This is a genomic window from Lactovum miscens (genome assembly GCF_014202895.1).
Classification (GTDB): Bacteria; Bacillota; Bacilli; order Lactobacillales; family Streptococcaceae; genus Lactovum; species Lactovum miscens.
In genome coordinates, this window is sequence record NZ_JACHHV010000043.1 from 1 (window position 1) to 8,951 (window position 8,951).

Annotated in this window: 7 protein-coding genes; all 7 read left to right on the plus strand. The window is 33.5% G+C overall.

Annotation, left to right across the window (positions count from 1 at the left end; genetic code table 11):
- The first annotated feature begins 735 nt into the window (after nt 1-735).
- The 7 genes from HNQ37_RS07915 to HNQ37_RS07945 all read left to right on the plus strand — a co-directional run bounded on the left by HNQ37_RS07915 (nt 736) and on the right by HNQ37_RS07945 (nt 8,566).
- Nucleotides 736-1,518, plus strand: a complete 783-nt coding sequence (locus HNQ37_RS07915; RefSeq protein WP_183541064.1) for a threonine/serine exporter family protein — start codon at nt 736-738, stop codon at nt 1,516-1,518.
- Nucleotides 1,509-1,952, plus strand: coding sequence for a threonine/serine exporter family protein (locus HNQ37_RS07920; protein ID WP_183541067.1), 444 nt, complete (start codon nt 1,509-1,511; stop codon nt 1,950-1,952). The genes HNQ37_RS07915 and HNQ37_RS07920 overlap by 10 nt, the downstream gene beginning before the upstream one ends.
- 258 nt (nt 1,953-2,210) lie before the next feature.
- Entirely contained in the window at nt 2,211-2,945 is a 735-nt protein-coding gene (locus HNQ37_RS07925) for an NUDIX domain-containing protein (protein ID WP_183541070.1), read from the plus strand.
- Between the two features lie 827 nt (nt 2,946-3,772).
- Nucleotides 3,773-5,251 carry an L-aspartate oxidase gene (gene nadB, locus HNQ37_RS07930; RefSeq protein ID WP_183541073.1) on the plus strand — a complete coding sequence of 493 codons (1,479 nt, stop codon included), beginning with the start codon at nt 3,773-3,775 and terminating at the stop codon, nt 5,249-5,251.
- Nucleotides 5,251-6,099, plus strand: a complete 849-nt coding sequence (nadC, locus tag HNQ37_RS07935; protein ID WP_183541080.1) for a carboxylating nicotinate-nucleotide diphosphorylase — start codon at nt 5,251-5,253, stop codon at nt 6,097-6,099. Before nadB ends, nadC begins: the two co-directional genes overlap by 1 nt.
- Nucleotides 6,100-6,362: 263 nt before the next feature.
- Entirely contained in the window at nt 6,363-7,460 is a 1,098-nt protein-coding gene (gene nadA, locus HNQ37_RS07940; RefSeq protein ID WP_183541076.1) for a quinolinate synthase NadA, read from the plus strand.
- Between the two features lie 8 nt (nt 7,461-7,468).
- Nucleotides 7,469-8,566, plus strand: coding sequence for a cysteine desulfurase family protein (locus tag HNQ37_RS07945; protein ID WP_183541078.1), 1,098 nt, complete (start codon nt 7,469-7,471; stop codon nt 8,564-8,566).
- Nucleotides 8,567-8,951: the final 385 nt, after the last annotated feature.

The window sequence follows — 8,951 nt, forward strand, 5'->3', positions numbered from 1 at the left end:
CTTTTCTACTTTATTTTTCCAAATTCAAGTATAAAGGTTTCAGGTGTTTTTTTCTTGCTTCAGGTGGCTAACTTAATTTTACAATTTGCCATATTTTGAATTTCAAATTTTCCCTATTTTTTTGAAATTACACCACATCCATTTTTTTCCATCCATTGAAGATTGTTTGTGGGGGATATAGTGGACTTATAGCCAATATTTTAGTACCATATGATTATGATGGGCTGTAGGAACCTTAGGTGTTGTGCTCCTATAATTTATTTGAATTTTGTTGAAATAGCTATACTAAATTATCGAAAATTTGAAACTGGAAGTTACAATAAACCAGTTTAATATTAAGATTTCTAGTTTGTATCTGTAATGTAGCTTATCTACATTACAGATATAAATTCACAGATTACCTAGGATATGTCAAAGTTTTTTAAACATTATCTAGGAGAAGGTAAAAATTCTGACTATTATCTTTAGCTGAATCTTAGAAGACTATTATATTTTCAGAGTTTTTTTATGTTTAATTTTTATGATGTATTTTTGGTAAATTTACAAGCATAATTGAAATTTTAATTCAAAATAATTTCAAATTTGACCCAGTAACTCTGCCTGTACTTATTTATGACTGGAATAGAATCAGCGATAGTTGATATTTTAGAATATGTTGAAAATTGATATTTGGATAACTAATAAACTTAGTTAGTTTAAATTTATTTCATTAAATATAGATTGAAGAATGAACTTATGTCTCTTAAAGATTATAAATATATTGTTGAAGTGGCAACCTTTGCGGGATTGATTATGCTAGAATCCAATGCGGAGTGCTATAGAGTTGAAAATACTGTTTCTCGCATACTTAAAATAAGTAATTTACCGACAATTGATGTGTTTGCTAACACAACAGGACTTTTTATCACTTTAGATGGTCCTAATTTAAAAGCACCAATTACATTTGTGAAACGTATTGAGAAGAGAGAAACGAATTTACGAAAAATTCATATTGTTAATCAAATTTCTCGTGATATAACAGCAAAAACAATCACAATAGAGGAGGCCTATTGTCAGTTACAGGCAATAGGTAAGACAGTCTATTCCAAAAGAATTCATAGTATATCCACAATACTTTTAGTTTTATCCTTCACGGCTTTATTTGGCGGAAACCTAAATGAATTATTTCTTTCCTTTATCGCAGCTATCTTGTTACTAGGAACTTATAAATTAAAACAATATTTTGAATTAAATGATTTTATTTTTGGGACAGTTTCAACTTTAATTGTTGCCACAATAATTCCAATTCTTATTCATGTTATTGGTCAACCTGATAATTCTTTTAATGTTGTTATTATTTCAGTTTTAATGCCACTATTTCCAGGAACAGCTTTTACAAATGGTTTTCGGGATACTTTCAAAGGAGATTATGGATCTGGGGTCGCAAAGATTGTAGAGGCTTTGATAATTGCAGTTAGCCTAGGTTTAGGCGTGGCATTGGGGCTATTTATTTCGAAAGGAATAGTATCATGGGTTTAATTTTACAAGTTTTTGGAGCCTACGTTGTCACTGTAACGTCTGGCATTATTTTTGAAACACCTAAACATTTAGTCCTCCAATCAGGATTTATAGGAGCTTTAGGCTATTTAGTTTACCTACTTTCTTTGCATTACACTGGTAGTGCAGTTGCAACACTCTTGAGTGGTATGATCATCGCTTTGCTTTCACACATAGCAGCGAGATTATTAAAATCTCCTGTCACTATTTTCTATATACCAAGCATTTTTCCACTGGTACCTGGAGTTGGCATTTATAAAATTGCTTATTATTATATTCTTGGAAATACAAACCTTGCGGGGAAAAACTTCGTAGAATCAATATCAATTGCTGGTGCAATTGCTTTATCAATATTTTTTGTAGATTCATTTTTAGAAGTGTATAACACTGTCAAAATAAAATTTAAAAAAATATAAAAGTTAATAAAAAAGAGACGTGTCAAAATAACTTATACAAAATTGTCTATTTAGATAGAGATCTTACCGCTATATAGGAATCTGTGGTTATCGATTGCTTAATCGTGAAATGAAGTGGATAAGTTATGCAAAAATTTTCATTCTTAATGATTTACTCAACTTATTAAAAATAAAGGCAAGGCGAATGTTTATCTGTATAATTTTTAATAATTGATAGTATTTTTTTGGAATATAGAATATTAAACATTGGAGGAAACTATGATATATAATCCTGTTGCTCGTCCATACATTACAGTAACAAATATTGTTTGGAGTTTTGATTCAAACACTCAACAAATTAAAGTATTGCTAATAAAAAGAGAAAACCAATCTTTTCAATCTTTTTGGGCACTTCCGGAAACACTTTTGCGAGATGATGAAAGTGCACATGCCGCATCACTGAGATTGGTCAAGGAAAGAATTGGATTAGATTTACCAGAAATTCATGCAGAACAATTAGCTACTTTCACAGCTCCTGAAAGAAATCCTGATCTAAGAGCACTTTCCTTAAGCTATATGGTTTTCTTACCTCAAAATTTACCGCTCACACCAGGACCGGGAGCAGTTGATGCAGCTTGGTTCAGTCTAAATCAAATTTCTAAGCATCAATTTAATTTTCAAAATGGAAATCTGAAATTCAAAACATTAGAGGATAATGAATACCTCAATGATAGTAATCCGAATATTAGATTAGCATTTGATCACAATTGGATATTAACAGTGGCTTGTCATAGAATTGCCAATAAATTAGATTATCAGCCTACCATTCTTTTGATCCTCGGTTCTTCATTCACCCTGAAACTCGCCAGACATATCTTTGAACTTTTCGGTCAATACGAACCAGATAATTCAAATTTTTACCAAAATCATAAAAAGATTTTAGAACCTGTTGGATTAGTTGAAAGTCAAGGACCAGGCAGACCCGCGAAAAAATATCGCTTGACATCAAATTAAAAGTGTGTTAGAGTTTCTCTTGAATAATAAAAGTTAAAATAACTTTTATTAGAAGGAGGAGTTTTTAAAAAAATAAACACTTACTACTAATCATTGACAACTGTGTGGATGATTGATGTATTAGATGTTGCATTGTTATCATTTATTATAACTATTGCTAAAAAAAACGGCAACCAAATCCTATTGAGCTAAGATTAATTGGCCCTGTTACAATAGTTGGAATGATTATAGGAACAGTTTATGTGGCGGACTTTCTGATGTATACGGAAGAAAAAGAGTGATGCTTTGGAGCATGTTTGTCTTTTCATTGAGTAATTCAGCATTAGTATTTACTTCTAAGATCACATAGTTTATGTTTATACGATTTATAACTGGAGTAGCATTAGGTGAGAAACTTACAGTCGTAGCATATTGATGAATAAAATGAATCGGAAAATAATATTAACTATTTATTTGTTAGGAACAATTATTTCATGTCTTTTTTTGGATCTGGAAACAATATAGGAGTTATATTTGTCGCTGGAGCGTTCATGTTATTCTGTGATTTAGGCACATGGGAAACGCTGATCGGCTTCGATCCCAACCCAGTTTCCAACAGAGATCAGAGGAACAGGAATAGCATAATCATTTGGTAGGGTAGGGAGTAGTATCCCCACTTTTCCAAGTGGGGTGGATGGCTGACTTTAAAATGGGCATCTCCACAGTACTCATTCTATTTGTTGGACTAGTACTAATTGCAATTATTATATTAATGACAAGATTAAAAGAGGACTCTACCACAGAATTAAGAGAAGCATTTCACTTAAAAGTAGAGTAAGAGGAAAAAATTGAGAAAGAAAGTAGTTATCATTGGTTCTGGATTAGCGGGAAGCATTGTAGCTTATTATTTAGATGATCAAGTAGATATAACAATTTTGACAAAAGGAAGACGTAGTGAAAGCAATTCAATGCTAGCTCAGGGAGGAATTGCTGCTGTTATGAGTCCTTTTGATAATAAGAAAAATCACATAATGGATACATTGGTTGCAGGGGCTTTCCATAACAATAAAGAAGCAGTAGATTTCCTAGTTGACGAAGGACCAGAAGTTATAAAAGACCTAATAAGAAAAGGAATGAAATTCGATTGCGATGATCAAGGCAATTTAAGCTTTGGACTTGAGGGGGCACATTCATTTGCCCGCATTTTACATTCTGGAGGAGATCGTACAGGAAAAAAGGTAACGGAATTTGTTCAAAAGCAACTAAGTAGAAAAATAACATGGATTGAATTCGCGATGGCAGTGGATTGGATCATTGAAGAAAATGAAGTAATAGGCGTTCGCTATTTAAATTCCGATGAAAGAATGATTACTTTAAAAGCAGATGCTTTTGTACTCACAAGTGGTGGAGTCGGGCAATTATTTAATATCACAAGCAATGATAAGAGTATCACTGGTGATGGATTAGCTATGACAGCGCGAGTAGGGGGGCAGTTAACTGATTTAGAGTTTTTGCAGTTCCATCCTACTTTACTGGCAGCAGATAAAGGAATTCATCCTATTTTAATATCAGAAGCGGTTAGAGGAGCAGGTGCTGTATTAGTCAATAGTTACGGAAAAGCTATTATGGCCGGCCGCCACGAGAAAGAGGATCTAGCTCCGCGTGATGTTGTTAGTCGTGTTGTCAATGAACATATTAAAAAAGGTGAAAGTGTTTATTTAGATATATCAAAAGTTGAGAATTTTGAAGCGCGTTTTCCCTTTATTACAGATTATCTTCTACAAACTAAATCCCCTTATCAAAATACGAAGAAAATTCCTATCCAACCAGGAATGCACTTCATGATGGGAGGAATAAAGACAGACCTAAAAGGAAAGACAAGTTTAGGAAATTTATATGCCGTAGGAGAAGTCGCTTGTACGGGAGTTCATGGAGCAAATCGTCTTGCTAGCAATTCTTTGTTAGAAATTTTAGCTTTTGGACAGTCTACCGCACAATCAATACTCAATTTATTAAATCGTGATATTGCTTTGGTACAAAGTGATGAAAAAACCGAGATATTTCATGAAATACAGTTTAATCTTCCTGAACGCTCCCTTTTGAAAGAAAAAGTTTCTAAAACGCTAGGGATTGTAAGAAAGACTTCTGAGGTAAAAGACTTTATTGCTTGGCTTTCTTCTTATCAGTTCGAATTTTTACCAGAACGGATGAATAAAGCAGAACTTGAGGTTGCAAATTTATGTTTAGTTTCAAAAGAAATTGCACTTGCAGTCTTGAATCGCCATAAAAGTTTAGGAGCACACTATCTAATAGAGGAGGAACAGTGATGTATATTTTGGAAAAAAGTAAATTGAGAGATTTTTTAGCTGAAGATATTGGTACAGGTGATCTATCAACCGATCTTATATTCGAGTCAATGACTCAGTCGTCAGGGGAATTTCTAGCAAAAGAAGATGGAATTATAGCTGGTTTAGCTATTCCAAATCTCGTTTATGAGCTACTTGGCAATGATGCCCACTTCAAATCAAACTATCAAGATGGGGATGTAGTTAAAAAAAGTGAGATTATTGGATATTCAACTGGAAATATTCGCACCTTGCTAACGGGAGAGAGGGTCATTTTAAATTTGATGCAACGGATGAGTGGAATTGCAACTCAGACTAAAAGTGTAATAAATAGCTTAAATGATCCTCACATTCGAATTTGTGATACAAGAAAAACCATGCCAGGTCTACGTATTTTTGATAAACAAGCTGTAAAAATTGGTGGGGGTTTTAATCACAGAATGGGATTATATGATGGTGTCATGTTAAAAGATAATCATATTGCTTTTTGGGGTAGTATTACTTCTGCAGTTAAACAGATCAGAGAAAATTTAGGTCAAATGGTTAAAATTGAAGTTGAAGTTGAGACCAGTGCTCAAGTTGAAGAGGCTGTGGCTTCGGGTGTTGATATTATTATGTTTGACAACAGAACTCCAAAGGAGGTCAAAGAGTGGTTAAAACTTGTTCCTGAATCCATTATCACAGAACTCTCTGGAGGAATTACGCTTGATAATATTTCGGCTTATCGTGGTACAGGGGTGAATTATATTTCACTAGGGTCATTGACTCATTCGGTTAAGGCATTAGATATAAGTTTTAATAGTAGCAAAGGAATGAAAACGGAAAATTAATGTTAAAGAAGTCAAATTATTTAATTTATAAGAAGGCTTGAAAATTTATATCCATACCATTTTCAAAATGACATTTTACTGCTACTTATTATTCCATAGAACTTGTAGATTTGTTTTTGTATTTGAATATTATTTGCTTTTGGAAAAAAGTCAAAACAATACAATTTTAGTATATCAGTGTTTTTAGTGTGTTGTAATGTCATAGACACAAGTTTTATTTACTATAAAATTAAGAATTATTAAATTGGAGAAGTTAGTAAAGAATGGACAGTTTAAATATTGAAGGGCAAGCCAGACTTGCAAAATATTACATGGAAGACTCTCAAGAGCAAATCAATCGAATTTATAAAATAAAAAAATATTTTGGAAACAAAATTTTACTAGTAGCTCATCATTATCAAAAGGATGAAATTGTACAGTTTGCAGACGCAACAGGTGATTCATTAAAATTAGCTCAAATTGCTGCTTCTAATAAAACTGCTAAAAAGATTATATTTTGTGGTGTAACTTTTATGGCTGAGACAGCGGATATATTGACAGATGATTCTCAAGATGTAATTTTACCTGATCCAACAGCTGGCTGTTCTTTAGCTGATATGGCAAATAGCTTTCAAGTTACTAAAGCTTGGAGGTATTTAAAAGACAAATATGGTTCAGATATCATGCCAATAACCTACGTCAATTCCAGTAGTGCAATTAAAAGTTTTGTAGGAAAACATAATGGAGTCGTCGTAACATCTGGTAATGCTATGAAGGTTATTAAGTGGGCTTTACAGAGGAGTAAATATCTTTTCTTTTTACCAGATCAAAATCTTGGCCGAAACATCTCATTACAGTTAGGAATTAGTCCTGATGAGATAGCTCTGTGGAAACCACTTTCTGAAGAATTTATTGCAAGCAACTCAGAGAAGATAAAGATTATATTATGGGACGGATATTGCTCAGTTCATCAACAGTTTAATGTTAATCAGATTAGTCAACTGCGGAAGACTTATCCTGAGATAAAAGTAATTGTTCACCCAGAATGCACTAACGAGGTAGTTAATGCAGCTGATGAAGTGGGGTCTACGGAAGCCATTATTGATTACATTCAGCAATCACCTTTGGGTTCTCGCATCGCTGTTGGAACTGATAACAACCTAGTAAGTAGACTTCAACATATCTTTCCTGAAAAGCAGGTGATGCTGCTAAATCCGATAGCTTGTTCCTGTGTATTAATGAATCGAATAGATTTACCTCATTTAGCTTTGACAATGGACAATTTAATGAACAGACCTGAGGAGTTAAATATAGTCAAGGTTAATCAAGAAACATCTCATTTTGCAAAAGTTGCACTAGATAAGATGTTAAATCTTAGTTAGGAGAGGGTATGATCTATTTTGACAATGCAGCAACTACAAAAATGAGTACTGAAGCTCTCAAAGTATATACAGAAGTGGCCCAACAATTTTATGCTAATAGCGATAGCTTGCATATTTTGGGTAATCAGAGTTCCAATTTAATCCTGCAAGTAAAAAGTAAAATTTCTCAATTGCTCCATGTTCCAGCAGATGGCTTAATTTTTACTAGTGGCGGAACTCAAAGTAACCAAATAGGTATTGAGAGTTTAGTAGAAATTTCAGAAGAAAGGGATGAAGTTCTGGTCAGTCCCCTTGAGCATTCTTCTATCTATCAAGTGTTGGAAAGGCTTGAACGACGAAATAAATTTAAAATCTGTTTTCTGCCAGTTACTGAGAATGGAAAAGTCCTTCCAGAGGCTTTAGAAAACGGAATTTCTGAGAGAACGGCGTTAATCGTTGTTCAGGCGGTAAATTCGGTTACTGGTATTATCCAAGATATTTCTGCATTAAAACTCATTGCAAAACGGCATGATATTCCATTTTTTATGGATGCAGTACAGGCAGTAACAAAAATACCACTAGATTATACAGATATCAGCGGTTTTAGTGTTAGTGCTCATAAATTTAACGGGCCAAAAGGATGTGGTCTTCTCTTCTTATCACCAGAATCGATCACGGTTCCCTCGTATAATAATGTTTTCCAGCAAAATGGATTTTTGCCCGGAACGCTTGATATTCCGGGAATTTCTAGTATGACAACTGCTTTACAATACAACTTTCCAACAATTGAGGAAAGTTTGGAAAAAATGCATATACTGCAAAGTAAATTAAAAAGTTTAATTTCAAAGGATATCAGGATGGTTGTTGATGATTATCCTGGTATTTGTGGACTTATATTACCACGGACTCAAGGACAAGAAGCAGTAACAAAAATGGGGCAGTTAGGATTCTGCATTTCTACAGTTAGTGCTTGCAGTATTTTAGATCCTAGGCCCGATCGTACCCTATTATCTCTCGGACTTAGTCCCACAGAAGTGAGCCGTTATATTCGTGTTTCATTAGGTAGCGATAATAGCGTAGATGAAATTGAAAAATTTGTCGCTACACTAAATAATCTATTTGGATGACTCATTTTGTGCTATGCTTCAGTCAGCATTCTTACAATATTAAGTTTGCTATTTGGCATTAAGTTAAGAACTAAAAGTCAAATTCAAATACTCGTGCCAACTCTCAAGGCTGGCATTCTGCTAAGGATAAGCCCTGTGGCTAAAGATCTTATTTCATCACAGAACACAATAAAATAACTAAGCAGTCAATAACAATGAGGAGTATTTCGAGAAAAAAGGTTCAGAGTAAAATCTGAACCTTTTTCTTTTATTCTAAATAAGAAATAATATTGGCAAATTGTAAAATTAGTTTAGCCACCTGAAGCAAGAAAAAAACACCTGAAACCTTTATACTTGAATTTGGAAAAATAAAGTAGAAAAGGATTCAGATGCAAGATGATTCTAA